Below are 25,619 nucleotides of genomic sequence, written 5' to 3'. Positions count from 1 at the left end.
CGTCGCCCTCCCCGCGCTGCTCGACCGCTTCCCCACACTGCGCCTGGCCGTCCCGGCTGAAGAGGTCGCCCTGCGCCCCGAGACCGCGGACATCTACGGGGTCAAGAGCCTCCCGGTCACCTGGGACGCGTGACCGCTCCGCCCTCGTGCCCAGCGACACGATGCCCGCCCCGCTGCGCCTCGCCGTCGATGATGCGAAAGACGGGATGGCGAGGGGCGATCCGGCGGAACTGCTCCAGCGGTGCCGCCGGCGCGAGACCCAGATGCGGTCTCGCGCCGGGCGCGATGGCGAGGTAACGGCGCAGGATCTCCGCGCGGCGCTCGGGCGGGACTTCTTCCAGCATGACCGGGATCTCGCGCCCGTGACGGCGGAGCAGGGCCCGGCCGCCCGCGGCGCGGACGTTCCGCACCCAGTTCGCGTCCGGCCCGAGCATGGACACGAGGAACTCGGCGTCCCTGTGCTCGGCGATCGCGACAGGGACCTGCGAGAGGCTTCCGCTGCGGCGTCCGGCCACCTGGAGAATGGCGCCCTGGCGTGGTGCTGACCACCGGAACCTGTACATCAGCACGTCGAGCCGGTTCACGAACCGCATGAACGCGCTGGGCCGTCCGCCCCGATACGTCCAGCGCTTGAACGCCGCGATCCCGCGTATGACGGCGCGTCGGACGGGTCGGGACCCCATCCGCCTCGCGGTCATGCCGCCCTTCTCCACAGCAGCAAGACCGCTGCGAGACCGGGGACACAAGGAAGGACCTGCAGCCAGCCCAGCAGCGGCGCGAGACCGACTTCACCGTTGATGTCCTGGGTGGTCACGGCCGCCACCGCGACGCAGACCGCGATCGCGAACATGCCGGAGGCCAGCCAGCGGGCCCAGCCTTTGCCTGCGCGGGCCGCCCAGACGGTGCCGAGCCAGCCGAGGAGCCCCAGCACTCCCACGACGGACAGGATCACGGTGTACGCGGTGACGGCGGCGTCGACCTCTCCCGGCCCGTAAGCCGGGTAACCCGCGCGGATGTGGCCGGCCAAGCCGGCCCGGTCGATGAACGCGAAGAGGGTGGCGAGCACCGTGAGTCCGGCGCCGCCGTACATCAGGGCGAGAGCTGCTTGCTTGTTCGGTTTCCTTGCCGACACTGTCATGGTTTGAGGCCTTCCTTGTCCGTGGAGTGGCGTGGTGTGGCTGATGGCTTCTCGCGGCTGGGCCGCCTTCCCGGCCAGGCGGTACTCGCGCGCCGGGCAGTGCGGCCGTCCGCCGCCGTCGCCCTGAGACCGTATTCTTACAACGTATGTTTGATGTTCCACCACTATACTTACCTCGTAAGAATCCGTGCTGTGAGAAGGGCCACCATGTCCCCGAAGCGCGCCCGCGGCCAGAACGCCGGCCTGACCCGCCAGGCCATCCTTCAGGCGGCTCTGGCGCTGGCCGACCGCGAAGGGCTGAAGGCGCTGTCGATGCGCCGCATCGGCCAGGAGCTCGGCGTCGAGGCCATGTCCCTCTACCAGCACGTCGCCGGCAAGGACGCCCTGCTGGACGGCCTGGTCGAGCAGCTCTTCACGCAGGCCGCGCCGCCGCTGGCCGAGGCCGCCTCATGGCAGGAGGGTCTGCGCGAGTACGCCTGCACACTGATGCGCGTCCTGCTCGCGCACCCGAACGTCATCCCCCTGGTGGTCGGCCGGCCCGCGATCACCCCGCAGAACCTGCACCTCATGGAGGACGCGCTCCACATGCTGCGGGCCGCCGGAGTACCGCTGGAACGGGCGTTGGACATGCTGTACGCCGTGACCGGTTTCGTCGTCGGCCACGTCGCCATCCTGGCCGCCAGCGGGCGTGACCGGCACGCGCCTGGTAACCGGCTGGAGGCGATACCCGATCCGGATCTGCGGGAGACCCCGCTCCTCGCCGAGGCCACACGAGCCCAGCGTTCCTCCGGACCGGACCCCCGCTTCGGGTTCGCGCTCGAGGCCATGCTGCGCGGCTTCGACACCATTTGACCCGTCCGGGATGGGCCCGGACCTCGGCCTGCACCCAGGTGGTGCCGCCGCAGCGCACCCGATCGTCATCACCCCGCTCGACCTCGTCGAGGGAGGGGCGCGGTGAGATGCCCGGCATGCCGGAGCCTGGCCGACGCGCGACAGGGTCGCGATAGCCGCCGCTGATCGATATATGATCGACCTTTTGGTGTGGTAATGCCCGATTGTCGGAAGGCCTCCATGTCCCACCCCCTCAGCCGGCGGTCCGCCCTGCTGGGCGCCGCGGGCGTGGCCGGCCTCGCCCTCTGGGACGAACCCGCGTTCGCGGCCGGCGGCGCCGCGTTCGACGCCGCGCGTGAGCGGTGGGTGAGCCTGCTGGCCGGCAGGTCGTACAACCCCGCCTATGCCGACAAGACGCGGGCGGTCGAGGGGTCGGCTCATGCGGTGCTGCGCAAGCTGAAACCCGCCCCCGGCCGCCCGAGCCTCTGGCCCGACCTGCCGCTGGACGACCCCCGGACGGGCAACTTCAACCGCGCCTACAACCGCATGCGCACCCTGGCGCTGGGCTGGGCCACGCCGGGCACCGCCATGCACCGGGACAGGCAGGTCGCCGAGACCGCGGCCAGGGCGCTGGATTTCCTGTACGAGCACGCCTACCACGAGAAGCTCGACCCGCGGGGCAGCAACTGGTTCTGGTGGGAGATCGGCGTGCCCCGCTCGCTGACCGACACCTGCGCCCTGCTGTACGACGGCCTGCCCGAGGACCGTCTCAAGCGCTGGCTGCGCCCGTTGCGCCGCTGGTGCCCCGACCCGGAGCGCCGTGTCAGTCACCCCGGCGTGGCCGAGACCGGCGCCAACCGGGCGAGCAAGGCCATGGCGGTGGGGATGCGGGGACTGCTCACCCACGACGCACGGCTCGTCAAGCGGGCCAAGGACGCGGTCTCCGACCTGCTGCGGACGACCAAGGGCCCGGGGGACGGCTTCTACCGTGACGGGTCGTTCATCCAGCACGACGTGTACCCCTACAACGGCAGCTACGGCGTGGACTACCTGGAGAGCGTGGCCAAGCTGATCGCCATGCTCGCGCACTCGCCCTGGGAGATCTCCGACACCGGGAAGGTCTACGACATCGTGGATCGCTCCTTCGTGCCGTTCGTCTTCGACGGGCTGATGATGGACTGCGTACGCGGCCGGGCCATCTCGCGCCAGGGCCACCGCGACTACCACGCGGGGCAGAAGACCGTGGAGGCCATCCTCACCTTGCTGGAGGCGGCGCCCGAGCGCCATGCCCGGCGCTGGCAACCGCTGGTGAAGGGCTGGCTCACCCGCAACCAGGCCGTCCCCTACGACACGCTCGCGCCGCTGGCGAGCATCGCGAAGGCCAGGGCCCTGCTGGAGGACCGGTCGGTGCCGATCGGCCCGCGTACGACGGGCACGTACGTCTTCGCCGACATGGATCGGGTCGTGCACCGCCGTCCCACCTGGGCCTTCGCGATCGCGATGAGCTCGGAGCGCATCGGCGCGGCCGAGGCCATGAACCGGGAGAACCTGCACGGCTGGTACACCGGCGACGGGATGACCTACCTCTACACCGGCGACCTCACGCACTGGAACGACGAGCTGTGGCCCACGATCGACCCGTACCGGCTGCCGGGCACGACGGTGGACACCCGCAGGCGCGCCGATCTCCGGCACGGCAAGCGCCGCCTGCCGCCCACCCCCTGGGCCGGCGGCGTGGCGCTCGACGGGTACGGGGTGGCGGCCATGAAGCTGGTCGCCGGCGGCTCCTCGCTGCGCGCCAAGAAGGCGTGGTTCCTTCTCGATGACGCGGTGATCGCGCTCGGCACCGGAATCACCGCCTCTGACGACCGCCGCGTCGAGACCGTCGTGGAGAACCGCAACACCCATGACCGGCATCCGCCGCTGTGCCGGGGCGACGGCTGGGTCCACCTGTGCGGTGTGGCCGGCTACGCGCTGCTCGACGGAGCCGACCCGAAGGTGATCCGCGAGAAGCGCACCGGCCACTGGCGGGACATCGACAAGGGCGCCACCACGGGAGGCGACAAGACCCGCGTCACCCGGCACTACACGACGATCGTCATCGAGCACGGCGCCGATCCGCGCAAGGCGCGCTACGCCTACGCCGTGCTGCCCGGCGCCTCCATCGCGCAGACCGCGGCCTACGGCCGGCAGGTCGAGATCCTCGCCAACTCCGGCGGGGTGCAGGCCGTTTCCCGCAGCGACCTGCTCGCCGCGGTCTTCTGGCGCGCGGGGACCGTGGAGACCGCGGACGGGCCGCTCGCCGCCGACGGCCCGTGCGCGCTGCTGATCCGTCGCGATGACGAGCAGGTACGGCTCGCGGTCTCCGACCCGTCGAGGAGCGCCGGCGAGGTGAAGATCACGCTGCCCTGGCCGGTGAAATCGGTCACGTCAGGTGATCGCGGCGTGCGTAAGGCCAAGAAGGCGGTCAAGGTGGAACTCGGGGGCAGCCGCGGGCACGCCCGCACCGCGGTGGTGCGCGTCTGAACCCCGGAGGTGCTCGCCGCCCGGCCTCGACGATCGTGCGGCCGCTCACCTCGTAAGACGGGTCAGGCTCACCTCGCTGCCGATCCGGTCGCCGCGTGCGCTGCCCGGTCCGCTTCGGGCAGCCGCCAGCCGGCCGTCCACAGGCGCGCCCCCGACCGGCGATCGAGGCGGCGCAGGAACGACAGGACGCCCGCGGTGCCGGTGCTCCAGGTGTAGGCCGCCTTGTCGAGGTCGTTGCCGGGGAAGACCGGCTGCGCCGGCTCGCCGCCGGCCCGTACCAGCATCAGCTCGGCGACCTTCTCGGCGTGGCGCCAGTAGCCGCCGTCGCCCGTGACCATCGCCAGGTCGATCAGCGCCTCCCCGATGCCCGCCAGGCCGCAACACTGGGAGACCACCCAGGCCTGCGGGGCGACGACCAGGCACGCCCGCGCCCCCCGCTCGGCCAGGTCGAGGTAGCGGTCCTCGCCGTACGCGCGGGCCGCGCGGGCCAGTGTGCCGGCGATGCCCGACATGCCCTGGCACCAGGAGGCTCCCATCGCCCGGGCGTCCGGGCCGTGCAGCTCGCCGATCAGCGCATCGGCCTGCCCGGCCAGCGCCGCCAGCCGCTCCCGTGCCGCCTCGCCTGCCGCTCGGTCGCCGGTGGCCTCGTGGTAGGAGAGCAGGAAGTCCGCGCAGCCCGCGTCGCCGTGGGCGTACGCCGCGTCGACGGACACGCCGGATCCGGGCTGGGCGGGAGCCACGGCGTCCTCCGACCGCGTGACCTGACCGGTCACCAGCAGCCGGGCGCACTCCGCGGCGATCCGCAGGTGCCGCGCGTCGCCGGGGTCGAGGGCGGCCAGTGCCAGGTGGCCCGAGCCGATGCCCGCCACGCCGTGCGCCTGGTCGGCGCGTTGCGGGCCGTCGATGGTGACGGGGTCCGGCGCCCCCAGCTCCGGCGCGGCGGCGAGGCGGGCCGCGGTCAGGAACAGGGCGGTGCCGGTGCGGCCGAAGTACAGCGAGGGCGGGAGCTTGGCGGGCGGCATCACGCGGGACGTCCACCGGGCCAGGTCCGCGGCCACGGCTCTGGCCTCCGGGTGGTGCAGCAACTCCATGCCGACTCCGGCGCAGCCGCCGTAGACGTTGGTCACCGGCGGGCTCTCCCGGCGAGCGTCCTCGGGCGCCGCCATCAGCCGCTCGGCGAAGGCCGCGCACTCGCGTACGGTGTGGTCGAGCGCCCTGGACAGCAGCTCCCCGGTGAGCGCCGGCGTGGCGGGCAGCCTCCACCGCCTCGCGGGCGGCCGCCCGTCGCCGAAGCCGGTCGCGGCCGCCGCCGGGCGCGGCCCGTGGACGGACCTGATCCCGGCGGCGGCGGCAGCGCGGTCGGCCGGGTCGAGGCTCAGCAGGCCGGGCAGCAGGCCGACAACGCCCGTCGTGACGTCCGGGAACATCCCCGCCAGGCACATGAGCGTGCGCTCGACGTTGCGGACCGGGTCCGGGCCGATCATGATCGGGTTCATCCCGGTAGCCGCGAAGAACAGGGTGGCGCCCAGGGAGAAGTAGTCGTCAGCGGGCCCGGATTCGCGGTCGGTGTGCTGGTCGGGGACGCTGTAGCCGCGGCTCCAACCGGGCAGCTGCAGCCCGTCGTACCTGCTGTTGCCGAAGTCGATGAGGGTGCAGCGGCCGTCCTCGCCGAGCACGACGTTCTTGGGCGACAGGTCGCGGATGACGACGCCGTGCGAATGCACCGCGTCGATCACCTCCAGCAGCCGGACGGCGAGCGCGCCGAGGTCGCGCTCACCGCTCGCGGGCTCCTCGCCGAACAGGCCGTTCTCCGCGACGAACCGGTTGAGGTCGCGGCTGCCCGCGTCGGTCATGACGAGGAATTCGTCCTCGCCGTGCCGGAAGTGGTCGATCGGCTCCGGTACGCCCGCCACGCCCTTGAGCGCCTGGAGGACGCGCAGCTCGTTGCGGAGGTACATCCGCAGGTCCCAGCCCTCGACGTTCTCCCCGACGAATGCGCGGGCCTCCTTGACCACGACCCGCCGGCCGGTGGCGTCGACGGCGCGGTAGACGTTGCCGCGCGGGCCGCGCACCACGCCGGACGTCACGCGGTACCGGCCGCCGATGACCCGGCCGGTGCCGGCGGCCTGCCCGGCCGTCTCCGCTGGTCCCTCCGGTGACGTCGGTGCGCCGGACCGCCGCGCCTCCGACGGGCCGGCCTCGGCCGGCTCCGTGGGGCGGAACGGGTCGGTGGCCCAGGGCGGGCAGGTGAACTCGGGGCCGGCGGCGCCGGGCAGGTGCTCGCCGTCCGGGCCGATCACGATCAGCTCGAAATCGCCGTTCTCGTCCACGCGGTACTGCGGGGCGAACGGGGCGTACCTGTAGTACACGGGAGCGTCGGGGCGGACCTGCCGATCGCTGACGATGCGCGGGGCCGACAACCCGGACAGGGCGTCGGCGAGGGTGTGGCCCAGCTCGACCACCGCGTCCTGATCCGGGTAGATCGTCATGGCCTTGCCCACGGCTCCCGGGTCGACGTCGCCGGAGTTGAGCTCCATGAGCCTGCGGGCGGAGCGGGCGACCTTGAAGGCGTAGCCGGTGCCCGCCAGAATGGGCAACGCGCGGTCAAGGGTGCCGGCGAGCGTGCCGGGACGTGCGGAGATGTGGATTTTCCAGCCCTGTAATGGAATCTCGTGGTGAGGGTCGTGGACGCTGATCCACGTGTCGTCCTCGTTTATTTCCCTACAGTTCGACTCGGCAAATTGGGTAAGGCGGTCGACCACATTACTGTCCACAGTCATCCCCCGATAACGGAGTACGTCGGCCTCGCACGAGAAAAGGCCACCAGAACCGCGCCGATGGCCTTTCTCCAGCGCTTCACGTCACCACGCGTCACCGCGTGGGATCAGGCGCTTCACACAATGGACGGGCAGCACGGGAAGCTGCTGCACACCGTACGCTTGCAGGTGTTGACGCAGGCTTGAGGGCCATGGAGCAGCTTGTTCAACTCGCCTTCGAAGTCGACGGCGAGGTCTTCGTACTCCAGCACTCCGGCGTCGCGGGGCTCCAGGGCGAGGACCGACATAAGGGCTCCTTCCTTAGCCGCCTATGGGCGGCCGACGTGGGGATCCGAGCCTCGGGAGTGCACCGGTGGGCGCCTTTCCCGTGCCCTGCCCACGAGCAGGAATCGTGGGTACGTTCCCGCATCGCGAGCAAACGGATGCATTATGTGCATATATCCGGAAGCCTGTCCAGGGGGCAGCAGTAACGCCCAAAATCTGTTTACATGCACCTTTACACCATGAGTTCGATCTTCTAGATTGGCGTGCGTGATGGGGGGGATCTCCGGTGTGCCGCTCCTGGAACGGCGCCCTCGCGTGAGGCTCTGGCGGCGCAAACGCGGGACGAGCGTCCCGGATGACCGGTCGGGGCTCATGGTCGCGTACTGGGAGAGCCACGACGAGCACCTGCTGACCGCCACCCTCGGCACGATCGCCCGCAAGCTGCCGTCCCTGGTGGCCGCCGCCCTGCGGATGGCCTGGCACGCCGGCCCGCGCGAAACGGCCGTGGCCCTGGTGGGCAACCTCGCGGCCGGCGTCTTCACCGTCTTCGGCCTGGTGACCACCTCTGACGTGCTGGCCTCGCTGTTCGCCGCCGGTCCCACACCCGACCGGGTGCGGGCGGCGCTGCCCTCGCTGCTGCTCGTGGCCGCCGCCACCGGGTTGCGCGGCGCGCTGCTGGCCGGCGCCGGATGGGCGCAGGCCCGGCTGAAACCGCTGGTCGAACGGCTGGCCGAGACCCGCCTGTTCGAGCTGACCACCCGGGTGGAGCTGGCCGCGTTCGACGACCACGACTTCCACAACGCGATGCGGCGGGCCCGCGACAGCGGCGTGCCCGACACCGCCACCGTGGTGGAGACGACGATCGCCGTGGTCACCGGCGCGGTCGGAGTGCTGGCCTCGGCCGTGGCGCTCGGCCTGCTGCACCCGATCCTCATGCCGTTGCTGCTGGTGGCCGCCGTGCCGGCGGGATGGGCCGCGGTGCGCATGGCGCGCCTGGGCTACCAGGCGTTCTACCGGCTGTCCGCCGCGCGGCGGCGCAAGTTCATGTTGTCGGACCTGATGGCCGAGCGGCAGCCCGCCGCCGAGGTGCGGGCGTTCACGCTCAGGGACTTCCTGCTCGGCCAGTACGCCAAGGTGGCCGACCTGGAGCAGGACGTCCAGCTCAACGTGGCACGGCGGCGGACCATGATCAAAGCGGGCGGTGACCTGCTGACCGGCGTGGCCACGGCCGGCGTGTACGCCGTGCTCGGCGTGCTGCTGGCCGTCGGCGTCATCCCGCTGTCGGTGGCCGGCGCGGCGGTGCTGGCGATCAGGACCGGGCAGGTGTCGCTCACCGCCCTGATCCAGACCATGAACCGGCTGTACGAGGCGGGCCTCTACTTCGGCGACTACCTCGCCTTCCGCGAGCTGGCCCAGGAGCGGATCCCCCCGCCGCCCGCCACGCCCTCACCCTCCGCGGAGCCGGCGCCGTTCCACCTGGTGACGGCCGAGAACGTCACGTTCACCTACCCCGGCGCCGACCGGCCCGCACTGTCGGGCGTCAGCGTGACGGTCGGCCGCGGCGAGGTCATCGCCCTGGTCGGCGAGAACGGCTCGGGCAAGACGACCCTGGCCAAGCTGCTGGCCGGGCTGTACCAGCCGCAGGAGGGCACGATCCGCTGGGACGGCGCGGACCTCGCCGCGTTCGACGGTGACGCGCTGCGGCGGCGGATCTCCGTGATCGCCCAGGATCACACGCGCTGGCCGCTCACCGTCCGCGAGAACATCGTCATGGGGCGCCCCCTGGAGGAGGACCGGCTTGCCGCCGCCTCCGCCGCGGCAGGCGCCGACGAGGTGGTGTCGCGGTTGCCCGACGGCTACGACGCGCTGCTCGACCGCCGATTCCGGGGCGGCCACGACCTGTCGGGCGGCCAGTGGCAGCGCATCGCCGTGGCACGCGGCTTCTACCGCGACGCCGCGCTGGTCATCTTCGACGAGCCGACCTCGGCCCTGGACGCCCGCGCCGAGCACGCCCTGTTCGAGCGGATCCGCGGCCACGCCGACGACCGCACCATCGTGCTCATCACCCACCGGCTGGCCAGCGTCCGCTACGCCGACCGCATCTACGTGCTCGACGGCGGCGCGATCGCCGAGCACGGCACGCACGCCGAGCTGATGGAACGCGACGGCCTGTACGCCGGCCTGTACGAGCTGCAGGCCTCGGCCTACCACCAGGCGGTGCCGTGATCGCCGCAGAGTCCGCGTACCTCGCCGTGACCGCGGTGCTGCTGGCCGCGGCGCTGGGCAAGCTGCGGGACGTGCCCGGCTTCGCCCGGTCGGTGGCCGGCTACCGGGTGCTGCCGGACGGGCTGGCCAGGCCGGCCGCAGTGGGCGTGCTCGTGGCCGAGCTGGTCGCCGCCGGGCTGCTGCTCGTGCCGGGCGGCCGGCGGTGGGGCGCCGTGGCGGCGGGCCTCCTGTTCGCGGCGTTCCTGGCGGCCATGGCCTCCGTCGTGCGGCGCGGGATGGCCGTGGACTGCGGGTGCTTCGGCGGCCGTGACCTCGTCGGGGCCGGCACGCTGCTGCGTACGGGCCTGCTGCTGGTCCTCGCGGTGACGGCGGCACTGGCGGGCCCGACCGCGTTCGCGCCCGTCCAGCTTCCCGTGGCGGCGGTCCTGCTCGGGCTGGCCATCGTGCCCGCGCGGCTGCTGCGTGTGAACAGGGACAGGGCAGCGTCCGGACCGCGCCCCGGCACCCCCTTCGCGCTGAACGGCGCGCCGGAGCCGGCCGGCGACCGGGTGATGTACGCGTTGGTCTCGCCGGCGTGCGGGTTGTGCGGGGCGATGCTGCCGGAGTTCGCCGCGACGGCCGCCCGTCTGGAGGTCGTGCTGGTCAGCGCGGTGGACGGACACGGTGGTGACGGGCTGCCCGTGGTCGTGGACCCGGACGTCTTCGACCGCAACGACATCCCGTGGCCGCCGTACGTGGTGGTGACCGACCGCGCCCGCACCGTCCTGGCCGCCGGCGGTGCGGCCGCGCCCGCACAATTGGAGCAGATCCTGTCCCGCGCCGGAGCGGCCGCTCCCCGAGACGAGCGCTGACCTGCCGAGAATGCCGGTCTTGCTTGGATGCATGCTCGTACGCCCCATCGAGGCTGAAAGCCGATTGAAAGGCGGTGTCCGTAGCATGCGCGAGCATGTGGCGCAGACGGATGGCGATCGTCGTTGCCCTGGTGCTCCTCGTCTTCGTCGCCGAGTGGCCACCGCCCGTGGAGGTCACGCTGGTCGGGCATCGCGGCTTCGTGACGAAACTGGCCGTGACCGAGCTCGACGGCAGGAAGGTCGTGGTCAGCATGAGCGACGACGACACCGTGCGCCTGTGGGATGCGGCCGGACGTGAGGAGATCAGGCGGCTGGCCGTGGGTCCGGAGAACGTCGTCATCCAGACCATGGCGGTCGCGGACGTCGATGGCCGGCAGGTGGCCGTCGTCGGGTCCAGCGACCAGAGCCTGCGGCTGTGGGATCTCCGTACGGGCGAGGAGACCTTCCTCAGCAAGCCGGTCGAGGGCGGCTACTTCTTCAGATTCGAGGACATGGTCATCGCAACCGTCGACGATCGCACCGTCGCGGTCACGACGGGGGACATGGAGGGGATCGAGTTCTGGGATCTGGGCGCCGGCACGCGTATGAGAGGAAGCGCTCCCTTGACCGAGTACCAGCAGATCACGGTCAGGATGCTGGACGGGCGGCTGGTCGCGGTCGCGGCGGACGGGAGCGGTCAGCACGCGGTGCGGATCCCGGAAGGCGACTATCCTGAAAGGTTGTTTCCGGACGCCGTCCGGTCGCGCTACACGGAACGCTCGACGGGGATCGCGGAGATCGACGGGCGCCCCGTCATCATGGTCTCGGGCGGGGACACGGTGACATTCTGGCAGGAGGACGCTGACCGCGGCGAGTGGGTGGAGGCCGACCGGGAGATCGAATGGCCCGACGCTTCGATCACCGATCTCGCCGTCACCGACGTGGACGGCAGGCCGACCATGATCCTGGCGGCGGACAAGGGGGTGGCCGCCTGGGATCTGGCCGGGGGAGAGCAGGTCAGCGACCCCGTACTCGCCGGCGGAAAGGCACGGTACATGGCGGTGACGGAGATGGACGGCGCGGTCGTCGTGGTCGCGGGGTCCCCGGACGGCACGATCTACCTGCAGCCACTCGACCTGTGACGTTCGCCCCGCGCGGCCGGCGCGGGGGTGAGTCATCGCGGCCCGGGTCGACGAGGCGGTGCCGGCACGTTCAGCGCCGTTCGAGCGTGAGCAGCGGCTCAGGGAAATCCGGCGCCGGTGCGCCGGGATCCGCGGCAACGGCCTCCTCCAGGCGGCGGAAGCCGGCCTCCAGCTCGTCGGGAGTGAGCTGAGCGAAGAACGACAGGGTGCGCAGGCGCAGCCGTTCGAGCATGTCACCGCGAGTGCCGGAGGACGGCTCGGTCACCGTGCCGAAATCGGCGACGCGCCAGCCGGCCGACGTGAACATCGCGATGACCTCGTGCAGCGGCTGGAACAGCGAGGCGTCCACCTCTAAGCCGCGGGGGAAGTGCTCCAGCCACCACGGTCCGGGATGGTGGTCGCTGAAATTCGCGCGCAGCAGCAGCCGCCCGCCCGGCCTGAGCACCCTGTCCAGCTCCCGGACCGCCCCCGGCTTGTCCTGGACGTGGTGCCAGGACAGGAACATGAGAGCGTAGTCGGCGCTGCCGGACGGCACCGGCATGTCCTCGGCGGAGCCTGCCAGATATCGCACGCCGGGATGCGGGGCGTGCGCCTGCGCCGTCTCGCGCATGCGGACCGCCGGCTCGATGCCGGTGACCGGCCCGAACGCGCTCGCCAGCGCGGGGGTGAACCTGCCGGTCCCCGAGCCGACGTCCAGCCCCGCCAGCGGACGCCGCTCCGGCAGCACCGCTTCGAAGGCACTGATCCATGTCCGCAACTGCCGCTCGTCGAGCGCGCGGCCGCGCGCGTAGTCCTTGTACTGCTCCGTGTCGTGGTCGATCCGCCTCATCGCAGCTCCCGCGCGCCAGTCGGACCATCCCGAACCATCGGGCCGATATATCAGGCTGATACATCGACACGATAGGCAGCGTCGCGTCATGCCGCAAGACCGGCATTGCGGCCGGGCGCACGTGAAGCATCGGCAGCACGCGGTGGCAGACCCGGCCGCCACCGCCGCCCTCATCGTGTTACGTGTGGTCCTTGCTCTTGTTCCAGTTGCACTCCGGGTAGCTGGAGCCGTGGACGGATCGGAAGTTGGCCACGGACATCCACCCGTACGTCCTGGTCCCCTTGACCCGCCCGTAGACCCAGAGGTTGCCGTAGGATTCTTCGTCCAGCAGTGGAAGTAGAGCACCTGACCCCTGTGCATCCGCCTGACGTTGCAGGTGCGCGTGACCGGCTTCCTCTTGAGGTTGTACGACCCCTTCATGACGCCCCAGCCGTCGTCCAGGTTCGGGCCACTGGCCGAGATCGACGTGCACGGCATGGATGTCGCGGCCTGGGCGGCCGGGGCGCTCACCAAGGCCAGGCCCGCGATCGCGCCGGCGGTCGCGAGCACGGCCGTGGAGGTGCTCAAGTAACGCATACGGTTCCCTTCTCCGCTGACTCGTCCCTTGTGAAGGGGGACATCAAGGAGAAGTGTGGGACTCCTTGTGTTGAGGATCTGTTGAGGATCTGTTGCATCCGGGGACACACGCGCACGACTGTCAGGTCCAGGGCCGCCCTGGCCGCCCGCGGACACCGGCGGTCAGGAGCCGCCGCGCGCGGCCAGGTGCCCCGCGAGGTGGTCGATCACCTCGCGGGCGTCCGCCTCGGCTCCCATCCGGGCGTACGGTCCCCAGCGCCGCGCACCGGGTGATCGCCGGCGGCGGTGCGCTAGCGGCACGCGATCGACGGGCTAGGGCGATGAGCAAACCTTGACGCCGTGTCGTCTCCGCTCGTGCGCTGCACACACGCGCCGGCGGGCGGAGGGAATAGGCAACCCCTACTACAGAGGAATGGGTCATGACGTCTGCTCTAGGAAAGCTCAGCGACCGGCTGCTGGCGATGATCGTCCCGCAGGAGAGCGCTGCGGCCGTGGAGTGCTACTACATCTACAAGTGCATCTACCCCATCAGGCTCCGCGCCCACTGCTGTGACGGAAGCTGCACCAAGTACGAGATCATCAGCGAGAACGGCTGCTGACGGGGTAACCGGGGGAGCCCTCGCAGTGCCTGCCCGTCCCGCCACGATCGCCCGGTCGAGCTGAGGCCGTCCGAACGTGACGGGCAGGCATACCCGGAACATACCGCCTTCGACCAGAATTCCGGCCGGAGGTGGGTGCATGTTGACATTGCTGGGACGCCTGACGGTGGCGGATGGCGGCGGCCGGGCGATCACGGTCCGGGCCGCCAAGCAGCAGGCTGTTCTCGCCGTTCTCATCCTGCGTCCGGGCGAGGTGGTCACCATCGACCGGCTGATCTCCGAGCTCTGGCAGGACGGGCCGCCCACCACGGCGAAGGCGAGCGTGCAGACGTACGTGTACCGCCTGCGGCGCGCTCTGTCCGCGCTCGCCGCCGACGGCGTGGACCTGGCCACCGTGGGAAACGGCTACACCCTGATCGTCCCGGACCGGGCGGTCGACGTCAGGGTGTTCGAGACGGCCGTCGCCGAGGGGGCGGACGCCCTGACGGAAGGCGATGCGGGATCCGCGGTCAAGCTGCTGCGGGAGGCCCTGGCGGTATGGCGCGGCCCCGTGGTGCCGGAGATCGACGTCGAGCTCGTCCGCGCCGAGCGCCGCCGCCTGGACGAGCTCCATCTGACCGCACGCGAGCTGTGCGTGGAGGCCGAACTGCGGCTCGGCCACCACAACCGTGTCATCCCGGAGCTGGAGCGGCTCGTCGAGGACCATCCCTTTCGTGAGGCTTCGTGGGCGATGTTGTTGCAGGCGCTCGCCAGCCGTGGCCGCCGTGCCGAGGCGCTCGCCGCCTACCGCCGGTTGCGCGACATCCTCGGCTCCGAGCTCGGCATCGAGCCGGCCGACGCACTACGCCGGCAACATCAGGAGATCCTCCAGGGCGACAGCGTCCTCGTCATGGAGTAGGCCCGCCGAAGGCTGATCACCAGCAGCGATCCGGCCATCCCCCGGGGGGTGATCGACGGGCGCGGATCGGCGAACCGCGAACAGCTGAGCGCGGCTCAGGTGCCCACCGTGGTGGGCAGGATGTGATCGCTGCTGGCCACCGTTCCGTCCGCGTCGATCAGGAAGACGGTCGGGTAGCCGGCGACCTTGAACGCCGACTGGACGGGGCCCTGCGGCTCCTCGGAAACGACGCTCGCCACCCGAGCGAGTTGTTCGACGTACGGTGCCGGGTCCTCGTCAGAGCCGGCGGTCACCACGGCGAGCACCGCCTCCGGCGTCTGCCGTGCCCGCTCGACGAACCGGGGCAGCAGGTCCTTGCACGGCTTGCACCCCGCCGAGAAGAAGCCCACCATGGCGGGGCCGCCGAGCAGTTCCCCCGAGATCGGCTCGCCGTTCGTGGTCGTGGCGGCGAACTCCGGGATCCTGTCACCCGGCGCGAGGCCTCCCCCCGCCATCGGCTCGGGAGAGCCCTGCCGGGCGGCCTGCTGACGGAGCCGGCGGATCACGCCCACGGTCAGCAGCAGATTCACCATGCACAGCAGACCGACCAGCACGACCGCGGCGACCAGGTACGGCATCACACACTCCCCGACGTTTCCGTGAACAGTCCAGCGATGTCATCGAAGGCGATCAGCACGATCGCCCCCGCCAGCCCGGCCGGCACCGCCACCGCCAGGCCGGCGGCGGCCGGCGGGCCGCCGGAGTAGATCAGGCCCGCGCCGCCCAGCGCCACCACGAGCAGCAGCAGGGCGTTGCGGACCAGGTGTACCCCCCCGAGAGGGGTCGCGGAGAAGCCGAAGCAGCGGCACGGCGCGCGTACGCCCTTCCGGATCGAAACCATGATCACCAGGGTGAACCCGGCGAGCAGGATCGCGCTCAGGGCCAGCCCTGCCTCCGGGATGGGCATGAGGATGGCCGCCACGGCCTCGCCGGCCGCCACCGCACCGGCGGCGGGCAGGCGGAAACCGTCCGGCAGCATCGTCAAGGACGCCGCGAACGACCGCACAGCCGCACCGCTACGGAGCTTGGTGAACGCGGAGACCGCGAAGACGACCCCGAGCAGAACCTGGCATGCTACGAGCAAGAGATCCACGACAGGACATGTTTTCCGGTTCGTCTAGCGTGCCTCTAGCGCGCCGCTGGCGTCGAGCCCCGCCAATGCGCGCCCGCGTCATTCCGCGGGCCAGCCACTCGGTCGCCCGCCACTGCGAGAGGAGCGCCACCGCCACGCCCGTCACGACGACGGGCCAGCCCATCCCGGCCGGCAGCGCCGCCCCGATCAGCACGGCGCAGGCGAGCGCCAGCAGAGCCATCGCCGCGATCATGCGGGGAACCAGCCTGCGCGCCGGGTGCCGAGCCATGGGTTTCTCCCGTCGCTTGCCGGCCAGGAAGAGGAGTCCTGCTCCCAGTAGAGCTGTCGGGATCGGGGCTGTTCAGAGAGAGATACCTGACGCCCGGTCGTCATGACCCGCGCCTCCCTGGCTCTTGTACGCCGCGTATATACCTCGGGTGTATAGTCGTCCGTCATGACAGTCCCCTTGGCGCTGCTGGGCCTCCTGGACCGCGAGCCCAGCTACGGCTACGACCTGAAGCGCGACTACGACACCTACTTCGGGAGGGGAAAGCCGCTCCCCTTCGGGCAGGTCTATTCGACGCTCGGCCGCCTGGCCAGGGACGGCAAGGTCACGGCCGGTCAGAGCGAACGCGGCGACGGCCCCGACCGCAAGCGTTACGCCATCACCCCGGCAGGCAGGCAGGAGGTGGAGGCGTGGCTGACCGAGCCGGTGGCGGCGGAGCCGTACCTGCAGACGGTGTTGTTCACGAAGGTCGTGCTGGCGCTGATGCTGGGCCGCGACGCGCAGCGCTTCCTGGACGTCCAGCGCGCCACGCACATGCGGCGCATGCGCGAGCTGTCGGAGATCAAACGCGGCGGCGCTCTCGTGGACGCCCTGCTGGCCGATCACGGCATGTTCCACCTGGAGGCCGACCTGCGCTGGATCGACGTGACCGCGGCCCGGCTGGGCGCGCTGGCGGAAACGGTCCGGCCCGCATGACCGTTGACGCCCTTCCCGTGCCGGGCCCGCTCCTGGAGGCCCGTGCCATCGACCGTTCGTACGGCCGGACGCCGGCGCTGCGCGCGGCGAGCCTGGCCGTGACGGCGGGAGAGATCCTGGCGATCATGGGCCCGAGCGGTTCCGGCAAGTCCACGCTGCTGCACTGCCTGGCCGGCATCTTCAGCCCCGACACGGGCGAGGTCTGGTTCGACGGGCGGCGGCTGGACACCCTGAACGACGCCAGGCGGTCCGAGCTGCGCCGCACCGCGTTCGGCTTCGTCTTCCAGTTCGGCCGGCTGGTGCCGGAGCTCACGGTGGCCGACAACGTCGCCCTGCCGCTGCTGCTCGGCAAGGTCAGGCGCAAGCAGGCCTACCAGCGGGCGGCCGGCTGGCTGCGGCGGCTGGAGCTGGACGAGCTGGGCGGGCGGCGCACGGGCGAGCTGTCCGGAGGGCAGGCGCAGCGCGTGGCGATCGCCAGGGCGCTGGTGACGCGGCCCAAGGTGGTCTTCGCGGACGAGCCCACCGGCGCGCTCGACTCGCTCACCGGCGAGAAGGTCATGGATCTGCTCGTCGGCCTGGCCCGCCAGGAGGGCACGACCGTGATCCTGGTGACCCACGACCCCCGCGTCGCCGCCTGCGCCGACCGGGAGGTCATGGTGCGCGACGGCAGGATCACCGACCCCTACGCCGGCGAGGCCGTCCGATGACGTTCTGGCTGGGCCTGCGGCTGTCGTTGCGCGGCGGCCGGGAGGCGGCCGTCCGGCTGGCGCTCGTCACCGCCGCCGTCGCGATGGGGGTGACGGTGCTGCTGTCCACGGTGGCGCTGTTCAACGCCTTCCAGGTGACCGCGGGCCGACCCTGCTGGGAGTGCACGACCGGCTCCGCGCCGGGCGGCTGGGCGCTGGGCGCCACCCCGGGCGCCGTGTTGTGGAACCACCGCCAGGACTCCTACGCGGGCCGCCCGATCAAGCGTCTCGACGTCGCCGTGCTCGACGCGGAGGCACCCGCGCCGGCCCTTCCCGGCGTCCCCGAGCTGCCCGGCGCGGGGCGGTATCACGTCTCGCCCGCGCTCGCCGAGCTGATGGAGGCCGTGCCACGAGAGCAACTCGCCGACCGCTTCCCCGGCACCCGTACGGGGCTGATCGGGCGGGCGGCGCTGTCCGGCCCGGACGACCTGGTCGCCGTCGTCGGCCGGACCCCCGGCGAGCTGGCCGCCATGGCCGGCACCGTGGCCGTCGACGCCGTCGCCACCACCCCGCCCGTGGACGACACCACGGCCCTGTACGAGCACGGCTTCGGCATCGCCGCCGTCGGCCTGATCTTTCCGCTGCTCGTCCTCATCGGCACGGCCACGCGCCTGGCCGCCACCCGCCGCGAGGCGCGCTTCGCGGCGATCAGGCTGGCGGGCGCCACCGCGCGGCAGATCAACGCGATCGCCTCGGTCGACGCGGCGCTCGGCGCGCTGCTGGGCGCGCTCGCCGGCATCGGGGTCTTCCAGGCGCTGCGGCCCGCCCTGGCCGACGTCTCCATCACCGGCTCCCGCTTCTTCCCCGACGTGGTCGCGCCCACCGCGCTCCAGTACGCCGCCGTGGTCGCGGGCGTGCCGCTCGCCGCCGCCGGCGCCGCCCTGTGGTCGCTGCGCCGGGTGCGGATCACGCCGCTCGGCGTGGCAGGCAGGGTGCGGGCCTCCGCTCCGGGATGGTGGCGGATCGTCCCGCTCGTGGCGGGGCTGGGACTGTTCGCGGGCCCGGTGTTCGCGGACGGCAGGGAACCGGACGCGGTGCTCGTCGATGTCGGCCTGGCGCTGATCATGGTCGGTCTCGTGGTGGCCGGGCCCTGGCTGACGATGCTGGCCGCGCGGCTGGTCGCCAGGGTCACGCCCGGCCCGGCGACGCTGCTGGCCGCCCAGCGGCTGGCGGCCGACCCCAAGGGGGCCTTCAGGTCGGTGAACGGGATCGTGCTGGCGGTCTTCATCGGCACGGCCGTCGCCGGCATCGTCCCCGCCGTCGTCTCGGGCCAGGAGGCGGCGGGCGGCGGCACGCTGAACAACGTCATGCGGGCGTCGTTCGGGTACGCCGAGGCCGCCCAGGGCCTGCCTCTGCCGCCTGCCACGGCGTCCGAGCTGCTCGCCGAAGTACGCGCCCGTCCCGGCGTCACCGTCCTGCCGATCTACCGCAGGGCCGATACGCCGCCCTGGCCCGACGGCCCTCCGCCGTGCGACCCGGGCCCCGGCTGCCGGCCCGACTTCCTGCTCGGTCACCTTGTCGATTGCGACGCCCTGACCGGCTTTCCCGCGCTCGGCCGGTGCGCCCCGGGCACCCGCGCGGTGGCGGCCGACTTCAACCGGCTGCTGACCGGCGACAACATGCTCTCCGTCGACCGCAACCTGCCGCTCGTCGACCCGGCCAACACGGCCGCGCCCGCCGCCCCGGCCGGCCTGCCCCTGGCGGCGGTGCTGATCAGCGCCGACGACCCGGCCGTCCGCGAAGAGATCCGTACGCTGCTCACCCCGTACGTCGCCCGCGCCGGCAGCGCCGAGACGCCGGTGACGTTCGCCGAGGTCGCCCAGGCCCGCGCGGTGCTCCTGGACCAGGCCGAACGCGTGGCGCTGGCCATCGTCGCGCTGACCCTGCTGGTGGCGGGCTGCGGCCTGCTGGTGGCGGTCACCGGCGGCGTGGTGGAGCGCAGGCAGCCGTTCACCCTGCTGCGGCTGTGCGGCACGCCCACGCGGACCCTGTCGAGGGTGGTGCTGCTGGAGACGGCTGCCCCCATGGTGCTGGCCGCTCTGGTGGCGGCGGCCGCGGGCTTCGGCGTGGCCGAGCCGCTGGTCGACCAGCTGGCCATCAAGAGCGCGCCCCCGGCGCTGCCGGGCCCCGCCTACTTCCTGACCCTCGGCGGCGGGCTGCTGGCCGCCCTGCTGGTGATCTTCACCGGGCTGCCACTGCTCAAGCGCGTGACCGCCCCCGACAACGCTCGCTTCGAATAGGCCCGCTTTGAACAGGCCCGCTTTGAACAAGCCCACGTTGAACAAGCCCACGTTGAACAAGCCCGCTGTGAACAAGCCCACGTTGAACAGGCCCGCTTCGAACAGGGCCCGCCTCGAACAGGACTGCCGATGACCATGACCCTTGTCCGGCGTACGGCCGCAGCGCTCGTAGCGGCCCTGGCCGGCGCCCTCCTCGTGGCGGCGCCGGGGAGCGGCGTCGCCCCGGCGCGAGCCGCCGAAGGCCGCTACGCCGCCGACATCAGGCGCACCGAGTACGGCATCCCGCACATCTCCGCGAAGGACCACGGCGGCCTCGGCTACGGCTACGGCTACGCGTTCGCGCAGGACAACCTGTGCGTCATGGCCTCGTGGGCCCTCACCCTGCGCGGCGAGCGGTCGCGCCATTTCGGCGCGGAGGCGAGGTCGGACGACGTCGCCGACCCGATCTCCAACCTGGCCAGCGACGTGTACTACAAGAGCGTCCAGGCGTCGGGCGCTCTGCGCCGGGTGCTCGCCCGCCCCGCGCCCCACGGCCCCAGCGCCGCGCTGCGCGCGCTCGTGAACGGCTACGTCGCCGGGTTCAACCGCTATCTGAGCGACACGGGCGTGGCCAGGCTGCCCGACCCGGCCTGCCGGGGCAAGGCGTGGGTCGGCCCCATCACGGCCGCGGACGTCTGGATGAACCTGCTCGACCTCGGCCGCCTGGGCGGCAGCTCCCAGTTCAAGGAGGCCATCGCCGCCTCAGGACAGTCGCAAGGCAAGCGTCCCTCGAAGAGGGTGAACGCCCCCGGCAGCAACGCCTACGCCCTCGGGCGCGAGGCCACCCGCGGCGGCCACGGCATGCTGCTGGCCGACCCCCACTTCCCGTGGAACGGCAGCCGCCGCTTCTACCAGGTCCACCTGACCATCCCGGGTGTGCTCGACGTGGCGGGCGGCAGTCTCTACGGCACCCCCATGGTCCAGATCGGCCACAACGCGAGCATGGCCTGGACGCACACCGTCTCCCACGCCCAGCGCTTCACCCTCTACCAGCTCGAACTCGCGCCGGGGCAGCGCACCACGTACCTGGTGGACGGCAGGCCGGAGCCGATGGGCCGGCAGGAGGTCACGGTCACCGTCCGGGACGCCAAGGGCGCGGTCAAGCCCGTCACCACCACCCTGTTCACCTCCCGATACGGCCCGGTGCTGGCGAACGGCTGGACGGAGGAGACGGCGATCGCCCTGGCCGACGCCAACGCCGTCAACCTGCGGTTCGCCGACGAGTGGCTGGCCATGGGCGCGGCCCGCGACGTGTCCGAGCTGCGGCGCGCGCAGGAGACGTACCAGGGCATGCCCTTCGTCTACACGCTCGCCACGGACGTCGGCGGCGAGGCGTACTTCGCCGACGCCTCGGTCGTCCCGCACGTCACCGACGAGCAGGCGGAGCGCTGCCGCGCCAAGGACGACCCCGAGCTGCTCATCCTGGACGGCTCCACGTCGGACTGCCTGTGGGGCGAGGACGCGGACGCGATCGAGCCGGGCATCTTCGGCCCCGCCGCTCAGCCCCGGCTGACCCGCGCCGACTACGTGGCGAACGCCAACGCCAGCCCCTGGCTGACCAATCCCGAGGCCCCGCTCACGGACTATCCGCACATCTACGGCAACGTCCGTAGAATGCGGGATCTGCGGACCCGGGTCGGCCTCGACATGATCGCGCAGCGGCTGTCGGGCGACGACGGGCTCGGCGCCCCCGGCTTCACCCTGGAGACCCTCCAGAAGACGGCCACCGGCAAGCGCAACCTGAGCGCCGAACTGCTCCGCCCCGATCTGCGCGCGCTGTGCCGGGCCGAGCCCGTGATGACGGCGAGCGACGGCGAGAAGGTCGACGTCCGCCGGGCCTGCGACACGCTGGCGGCCTGGGACGGGCGGGCCCGCCTCGACAGCCGGGGCGCGATCCTGTGGCGGGAGTTCTTCATGGGCCTCAACGGCCCGCAGAGGCGGCCCGACGGGTCGATCGCCCCGCCGAAGAGCTGGTGGAAGGTGCCGTTCGACGCCGAGCACCCGCTCACCACGCCGCGCGGGCTCGACATCGCCCATCCGGTGGTGCGGACCGCGCTGGCCGACGCCGTGCAGTTCTTCACGGCCAACGACGTCCCGCTGACGCTCACGCCGGGGCAGGCCCAGCGGTACGGCGCCGTCCCGGTGCCGGGGTGCACCGAGGGGGAGGGCTGCTTCGACCGGATCCGTACCGGCGGTTCGCTGAGCACAGACGGCCGCTACCCGGACGTCAACACCGGCTCCAGCTTCATGATGGCCGTGGAGCTGACCCCGGCGGGGCCGCGCACCCGCACCGTGCTGACGTACTCGCTGTCGGCCAGCTCGGCCTCGCCGCACCACGCCGACCAGACCGAGCTGTTCTCGCGCGGCCAGTGGGTGACCGAACGGTTCACGGAGGCCGAGATCCGGGCGTACCCGCAGCTGGTGACGACGTCGCTGCGCTAGCGGACGCCAGCGTTCCGGCGGTCACTCCGCTCGTTCGTCGGGTGACTCGACGGTGGCGGGCAGACTTCCCGCCCGCTTCCTGCTGGTCTGGACGTCGACGTCGGCGGCCTCCCGGACCTCCCAGAAGTTCTCCTTGAAGGCCCGATGGACCTCGGGGTCCGTGATGCGGAGCATGGTCTCGTCGTTCTCGCGGAGCGATGAGGGATTGAGATTCATGCTGCCGGTGAAGACCACCTTCTGGTTGATCTCGCCGTTGTACGTGCCGTCGATCAGCAGGTCCTTCTGGTGCGTTCCTGGAGCGTTCTCGAATGTCCGGATCTCCGGACCGTGATAGCCGTTCGGCGGCTTCAGCAGCGCTTCGAGGGCGGCCTCGCCGGCGTGCCGGTACACGATGTCGACGTAGCAGCCCTGCTGGTCCAGGTCCCACAGCCGCCTCGCCACGGCCGTCCGCGCGATGTGCCAGGTGGAGACCCGGATGATCGTACGGTGGTCGCCGGTCGTGCCGCCCTCCGTGTTGCCCTTGCACTTCACGTGGCCGAGGATGTTGTCCATGGTGTCGCCGTCCTCGCGGGGCGAGTGGTAGACCTTCATGGTGGGCGTCTCGACCGGTGGATGCGTCTCGTAGTAGTCGGGGACCAGCTTCATCCGCAGCATGTCGTCGAAGTACGCCAGGTAGGCGTCATAGACGGCCTTGTCGGAGAGGGTGTAGGAGCTGTTCCACTGCCCTGTCCCCGAGCCGCCCTTCTTGAGGTTGGCGCTTGACTGCATCACGACGTCGGAGCTGCCGAGGGTGCTGGAGAACAGGTAGAACTTGTTGTGCATCTTCGACCCGTCGTCGCCGGGGACGTCGCCGACGCAGGCGGTCGAGGAGTTGCCGTCGTGCCGGCAGTGGGTCGCCCACGACGGCCGGCTGGTGTCGCCGCCCAGCGCCGTGGCGAGATCCCTGAACTGGTCGCTGTCCTTGGCGCCGCCGTCGGCCAGGACCTTGACGTTGACGCCCTTGTCGTGCGCGGCCTTGAGAGCGGCGAGCACATCGGGGTCGGTGAACTCGAACGCCGTCACCCTGATGTCGGAGCCCGCCTCCGCGCCGCCGATCAGGGTGATCAGCCGGTCGACGATCTTGGTTGCGTCCGCCGTGCCGGGATTGTTGAACACGGCTCCGAGCGGCGCCTGGCGTACGGTGTGCGCACCGGCCGTGCCGGGCCACAGGAGGGGCAGGGCGACGGCCGCGGCCATGATGTGCGAGAACATGGCGAGACCTTAGCCCGGCTCGCTGTACATCCGCTTTCATCCTCTCCGCGTCAGGAGTGCGTTCTTGCACGACGAGCATTGATGCGCGCTGTGCATCTTTGTAGGGTCTTCTGAGTGACCCCGACCGAGAACAGGACGTGCTGATGGCCGAAGACAGCTTGACCGAGGAATCTCCCAGCGTGAACCCCACGGCGATGCGGCGGATCCTGCCGGCGGACCTGGTGGAGCGAGGGCGTTGCCCGTTCGATCCGCCGCCGGGCCTGCGAGGCGAGAGCGCGGTCCGGCCGTTGGACCTGCTGAACGGCGCCCGGGCGTGGCTGGTGACGGGGTTCGAGGAGGCCCGTACGGTGCTGTCGGACGCGCGTTTCAGCGCCGACAAGGTGCGCCACCGGGAAGCGACGTCGCTGCAGCCGCACGAGGTGGCCGAGATGGAGGCCGCGCAGCCGCGGAAGCCGGAGGCGGCGGAGCGGGAGGACGGGCTCTTCGTCTTCATGGACCCGCCGGAGCACACCCGGTTGCGCCGGCTGCTGACGGGCCAGTTCACGGTGCGGCGGATGCGGGAGCTGGAGTCGCGGGTGACGGAGATCGCGGCCGAGCACATCGAGGCGATGAAGGCGGCGGGCACGCGGGCCGATCTGGTGCCGGCGTTCGCGCTGCCGCTGCCCTCGCTGGTCATCTGCGAGTTGCTGGGCGTGGACTACGCCGACCGCGCCTTGTTCCAGGAGCGTACGGCGATCGGGCTGAACGCGAACGCGGCCCCGGAGGAGCAGGCCGTGGCGCGCGCCGAACTGTACGCGTTCATGCAGCGGCTGGTGGCGGGCAAACGCGCCGACCCCGCCGACGACCTGCTGTCCGGGCTCGTCCACGACGCCGAGCCGCCCCTGACGGACGCGCAGCTGGTCGATGTCGCACTCATCCTGCTCAACGCGGGCCACGAGACCACGGCGAACATGCTGGGTCTCGGCATGTTCGCGCTGCTGGAGCATCCCGGCCAGCTCGCGGCGCTGCGTGCCGATCCCGGCCTGATCGACAACACGGTGGAGGAGCTGCTGCGGTACCTGTCGATCATCCAGCTCGGGGTCAGCCGGGTCACCACGGAGCCGGTGACGCTGGGCGGCGTGGACATCCCGGCCGGCGCGACCGTCGTGATCGCCACGCCCGAGGTCAACCGTGACCCGCGGCACTGGCCCGATCCCGACGCGCTCGACGTGCGCCGATCGCGTGCCCCGCACCTGGCCTTCGGGCATGGGATCCACCAGTGCCTGGGGCAGCAGCTGGCCCGGGTCGAGATGCGGATAGGGCTGGGCGAGCTGATCTCCCGCCTGCCGGATCTGCGCCTCGCGGTCCCGGCCGACCAGGTGCCGGTACGCAACGAGATGCTCATCTTCGGCGTGCACTCGCTGCCGGTCACCTGGTCCTGAGACGGCCACCTCGACCCGGGGCACCGCCCCGGGTCCCCTCAGTCCCCGCCGCTGCTGAGCTTCTCCGCGACCGTACGGGCCGTCTCCAGCGCGCCCGCGGTCAGCCTGCCCTCGGCGTCCTGGGGGACGGAGCGGCCGTACTCGACCTCCACCACCGCGTTGCTCACCCGGACCCCCACGACCGCCTTCGTGGGCCCCCTGTCGCTGCCCTCCAGCGTGTACGCGGTGACATAGGAATCGTCCCCAACGGCTGGCTCGGCCTTGGTGTAGCCCCGGGGGATGAGCGACGCCTCGTGCCGGCGGGCGACGAACTCCTCGTGCGCCTGCGTCAACCCGTCGGGGAACACCTTCGTGTACACCTTCAGGTTGAAGGACATGTTGTCAGGCAGCCCCGCCCCGTACGGGGTCAGGGTCGTCCACTCGCACTCCTCCTTGTAGATCTTCTGCTGCTTGGGGAAGACCACCAGCTTGGTCAGCAGTTCCTCGGTGAGGAGGTCGCACGGGTCGACGTCGCTGGAGAACTTCGCCTCGCCGGTCGGGGGCGGCTCGCTCGTCGAGGGCTGCGTGCTGGCCGGGGGCTGCGTGCTGGGCGGCGCGGACGGGGCCGTCGTCCGCGCGGAGACGGGTTTGCCCGGCGGCGCCGGCGGCGGCTCCTGCCTCGTCAGCAGGAAGGCGACCGTGAACACCATCAGCACGAGCACCGCCATGGCCCCGCTGAGGAGGCCGGGCGTCACCCGGACACCGCTGGGCC

General features: G+C 71.7%; 23 protein-coding genes and 1 pseudogene. 14 read left to right on the top strand and 10 right to left on the bottom strand.

Translation table 11 applies throughout. The features are described from left to right. Window positions 1-133: pseudogene (locus tag E1292_RS54360) on the top strand (cytochrome P450); the annotation flags it as partial. On the opposite strand, the gene E1292_RS36935 reads toward E1292_RS54360, so the two are convergent. Further along, complete coding sequence (locus tag E1292_RS36935) at window positions 117-698, bottom strand: nitroreductase/quinone reductase family protein (protein WP_246090591.1); 582 nt, start codon at window positions 696-698, stop codon at window positions 117-119. The pseudogene E1292_RS54360 and the gene E1292_RS36935 overlap by 17 nt on opposite strands. Continuing rightward, the gene (locus E1292_RS36930; RefSeq protein ID WP_132602248.1) at window positions 695-1,138 is read right to left on the bottom strand and encodes a hypothetical protein; all 444 of its coding nucleotides are present in this window, start codon (window positions 1,136-1,138) and stop codon (window positions 695-697) included. The genes E1292_RS36935 and E1292_RS36930 overlap by 4 nt, the downstream gene beginning before the upstream one ends. Before the next feature lie 207 nt (window positions 1,139-1,345). On the opposite strand from E1292_RS36930, the gene E1292_RS36925 reads away from it, so the two are divergent. Beyond that, on the top strand, window positions 1,346-1,990 hold the full coding sequence (locus tag E1292_RS36925; protein ID WP_132602245.1) for a TetR/AcrR family transcriptional regulator C-terminal domain-containing protein: 645 nt from the start codon (window positions 1,346-1,348) through the stop codon (window positions 1,988-1,990). A 219-nt stretch (window positions 1,991-2,209) separates the two neighbouring features. Then, window positions 2,210-4,495, top strand: coding sequence for a polysaccharide lyase 8 family protein (locus tag E1292_RS36920; RefSeq protein WP_132602242.1), 2,286 nt, complete (start codon window positions 2,210-2,212; stop codon window positions 4,493-4,495). A gap of 68 nt (window positions 4,496-4,563) precedes the next feature. Here E1292_RS36920 and lanL read toward each other — a convergent pair whose 3' ends face one another. Beyond that, the gene (lanL, locus tag E1292_RS36915) at window positions 4,564-7,275 is read right to left on the bottom strand and encodes a class IV lanthionine synthetase LanL (RefSeq protein WP_132602239.1); all 2,712 of its coding nucleotides are present in this window, start codon (window positions 7,273-7,275) and stop codon (window positions 4,564-4,566) included. Between the two features lie 113 nt (window positions 7,276-7,388). Beyond that, entirely contained in the window at window positions 7,389-7,559 is a 171-nt protein-coding gene (locus E1292_RS51700) for an SflA family class IV lanthipeptide (RefSeq protein WP_165974944.1), read from the bottom strand. A 247-nt stretch (window positions 7,560-7,806) separates the two neighbouring features. Between E1292_RS51700 and E1292_RS36910 the strand changes: the two genes are divergently transcribed. The 3 genes from E1292_RS36910 to E1292_RS36900 all read left to right on the top strand — a co-directional run bounded on the left by E1292_RS36910 (window position 7,807) and on the right by E1292_RS36900 (window position 11,734). After that, the gene (locus tag E1292_RS36910; RefSeq protein WP_132602257.1) at window positions 7,807-9,762 is read left to right on the top strand and encodes an ABC transporter ATP-binding protein; all 1,956 of its coding nucleotides are present in this window, start codon (window positions 7,807-7,809) and stop codon (window positions 9,760-9,762) included. Continuing rightward, complete coding sequence (locus E1292_RS36905) at window positions 9,759-10,613, top strand: MauE/DoxX family redox-associated membrane protein (RefSeq protein WP_132602236.1); 855 nt, start codon at window positions 9,759-9,761, stop codon at window positions 10,611-10,613. The genes E1292_RS36910 and E1292_RS36905 overlap by 4 nt, the downstream gene beginning before the upstream one ends. Before the next feature lie 95 nt (window positions 10,614-10,708). Continuing rightward, window positions 10,709-11,734, top strand: a complete 1,026-nt coding sequence (locus E1292_RS36900) for a WD40 repeat domain-containing protein (protein ID WP_132602233.1) — start codon at window positions 10,709-10,711, stop codon at window positions 11,732-11,734. A 70-nt stretch (window positions 11,735-11,804) separates the two neighbouring features. Here the strand turns inward: E1292_RS36900 and E1292_RS36895 are convergent, their stop codons facing one another. Further along, entirely contained in the window at window positions 11,805-12,563 is a 759-nt protein-coding gene (locus E1292_RS36895; protein WP_132602230.1) for a class I SAM-dependent methyltransferase, read from the bottom strand. Window positions 12,564-12,945: 382 nt separating this feature from the next. Between E1292_RS36895 and E1292_RS36890 the strand changes: the two genes are divergently transcribed. Next, window positions 12,946-13,134, top strand: coding sequence for a hypothetical protein (locus E1292_RS36890; RefSeq protein WP_132602227.1), 189 nt, complete (start codon window positions 12,946-12,948; stop codon window positions 13,132-13,134). Window positions 13,135-13,301: 167 nt separating this feature from the next. Here the strand turns inward: E1292_RS36890 and E1292_RS51695 are convergent, their stop codons facing one another. Further along, complete coding sequence (locus E1292_RS51695; RefSeq protein ID WP_165974943.1) at window positions 13,302-13,439, bottom strand: hypothetical protein; 138 nt, start codon at window positions 13,437-13,439, stop codon at window positions 13,302-13,304. Between the two features lie 119 nt (window positions 13,440-13,558). On the opposite strand from E1292_RS51695, the gene E1292_RS36885 reads away from it, so the two are divergent. Both E1292_RS36885 and E1292_RS36880 read left to right on the top strand, forming a co-directional pair. Then, window positions 13,559-13,738, top strand: coding sequence for a hypothetical protein (locus tag E1292_RS36885; protein ID WP_132602224.1), 180 nt, complete (start codon window positions 13,559-13,561; stop codon window positions 13,736-13,738). 139 nt (window positions 13,739-13,877) lie between these two features. Further along, window positions 13,878-14,636 carry an AfsR/SARP family transcriptional regulator gene (locus E1292_RS36880; RefSeq protein ID WP_132602221.1) on the top strand — a complete coding sequence of 253 codons (759 nt, stop codon included), beginning with the start codon at window positions 13,878-13,880 and terminating at the stop codon, window positions 14,634-14,636. Between the two features lie 95 nt (window positions 14,637-14,731). Here the strand turns inward: E1292_RS36880 and E1292_RS36875 are convergent, their stop codons facing one another. Continuing rightward, window positions 14,732-15,253 carry a TlpA family protein disulfide reductase gene (locus E1292_RS36875; RefSeq protein WP_132602218.1) on the bottom strand — a complete coding sequence of 174 codons (522 nt, stop codon included), beginning with the start codon at window positions 15,251-15,253 and terminating at the stop codon, window positions 14,732-14,734. Beyond that, complete coding sequence (locus E1292_RS36870; RefSeq protein ID WP_132602215.1) at window positions 15,253-15,768, bottom strand: MauE/DoxX family redox-associated membrane protein; 516 nt, start codon at window positions 15,766-15,768, stop codon at window positions 15,253-15,255. The genes E1292_RS36875 and E1292_RS36870 overlap by 1 nt, the downstream gene beginning before the upstream one ends. 433 nt (window positions 15,769-16,201) lie before the next feature. Between E1292_RS36870 and E1292_RS36865 the strand changes: the two genes are divergently transcribed. The 4 genes from E1292_RS36865 to E1292_RS36850 all read left to right on the top strand — a co-directional run bounded on the left by E1292_RS36865 (window position 16,202) and on the right by E1292_RS36850 (window position 22,196). After that, window positions 16,202-16,729 (top strand): PadR family transcriptional regulator, encoded by a 528-nt coding sequence (locus tag E1292_RS36865; protein WP_132602212.1) that lies wholly within the window; start codon window positions 16,202-16,204, stop codon window positions 16,727-16,729. Continuing rightward, window positions 16,726-17,436 carry an ABC transporter ATP-binding protein gene (locus E1292_RS36860; protein ID WP_132602209.1) on the top strand — a complete coding sequence of 237 codons (711 nt, stop codon included), beginning with the start codon at window positions 16,726-16,728 and terminating at the stop codon, window positions 17,434-17,436. Before E1292_RS36865 ends, E1292_RS36860 begins: the two co-directional genes overlap by 4 nt. Beyond that, the gene (locus tag E1292_RS36855) at window positions 17,433-19,715 is read left to right on the top strand and encodes an FtsX-like permease family protein (protein WP_132602206.1); all 2,283 of its coding nucleotides are present in this window, start codon (window positions 17,433-17,435) and stop codon (window positions 19,713-19,715) included. Before E1292_RS36860 ends, E1292_RS36855 begins: the two co-directional genes overlap by 4 nt. A 129-nt stretch (window positions 19,716-19,844) precedes the next feature. Continuing rightward, window positions 19,845-22,196 carry a penicillin acylase family protein gene (locus E1292_RS36850; protein WP_246090590.1) on the top strand — a complete coding sequence of 784 codons (2,352 nt, stop codon included), beginning with the start codon at window positions 19,845-19,847 and terminating at the stop codon, window positions 22,194-22,196. A gap of 21 nt (window positions 22,197-22,217) precedes the next feature. Here the strand turns inward: E1292_RS36850 and E1292_RS36845 are convergent, their stop codons facing one another. After that, window positions 22,218-23,447, bottom strand: a complete 1,230-nt coding sequence (locus tag E1292_RS36845) for a phospholipase D-like domain-containing protein (protein ID WP_132602203.1) — start codon at window positions 23,445-23,447, stop codon at window positions 22,218-22,220. Window positions 23,448-23,590: 143 nt separating this feature from the next. Here E1292_RS36845 and E1292_RS36840 point away from each other — a divergent pair, with 143 nt between their 5' ends. Beyond that, a complete protein-coding gene (locus E1292_RS36840; RefSeq protein WP_165974942.1) occupies window positions 23,591-24,868 on the top strand; it encodes a cytochrome P450 in 1,278 nt (425 codons plus the stop codon). Between the two features lie 38 nt (window positions 24,869-24,906). Here the strand turns inward: E1292_RS36840 and E1292_RS36835 are convergent. Then, on the bottom strand, window positions 24,907-25,619 hold a 713-nt coding region (locus E1292_RS36835; protein WP_439331934.1), incomplete at its 5' end, for a hypothetical protein.

Origin of the sequence: Nonomuraea deserti, assembly GCF_004348685.1 — a bacterium.
Lineage (GTDB): Bacteria > Actinomycetota > Actinomycetes > Streptosporangiales > Streptosporangiaceae > Nonomuraea > Nonomuraea deserti.
Note: the sequence above shows the minus strand (reverse complement) of the source record. Positions and strands in the feature narration are given on the sequence as shown.